The sequence below is a fragment of the Canicola haemoglobinophilus genome (genome assembly GCF_002015075.1).
Lineage (GTDB): Bacteria > Pseudomonadota > Gammaproteobacteria > Enterobacterales > Pasteurellaceae > Canicola > Canicola haemoglobinophilus.
In genome coordinates this window covers 1-511 of record NZ_MUXZ01000075.1, presented here as the reverse complement: position 1 = coordinate 511, position 511 = coordinate 1, and the positions used below count along the sequence as shown (strand labels likewise).

General features: G+C 40.5%; 1 pseudogene. It reads left to right on the top strand.

From position 1 onward, the window contains the following. A pseudogene (locus tag B0186_RS11365) lies at window positions 1–511 on the top strand (tail fiber protein); the annotation flags it as partial.

The window sequence follows — 511 nt, the reverse complement described above, 5'->3', positions numbered from 1 at the left end:
GGAAAGATACTGGCGGTGATGGCATACCTATTGGGGCTATTGTAGCATTCCCCAAAGAGGTAACTAATCCACAAGGATTTTTGTTAGTAGAGGATTTAACATTTAATCCACAAACCTATCCCGATTTATATCGGGCTTTAGGCAATAAAAACAAAGTGTCTAATATCAAGCGGTCAGATGTGGGAATGTTGGCGTATTTTCCAACGGATAATATCCCTGATGGTTGGATTGACTTTGATAGCATTCGCACCACGGTCACACAACAAAATTATCCAGAGCTTTATCAGCATTTAGTGGATAAATACGGCTCAATTAATAATGTCCCGTTGGCTGAGGATAGATTTATTCGTAATGCGCATGGCAGTTTAGCGGTTGGGCAGAAGCAAAATGATGAGATTAAAGCGCATACGCATAAACTCATTTCCTATTATGGCAGACATGATGAAAACACTGCACTGTATGGAGAGGGGTTTGAATTTGAGCCACAAACAGATAGATCAACGGTAGATTC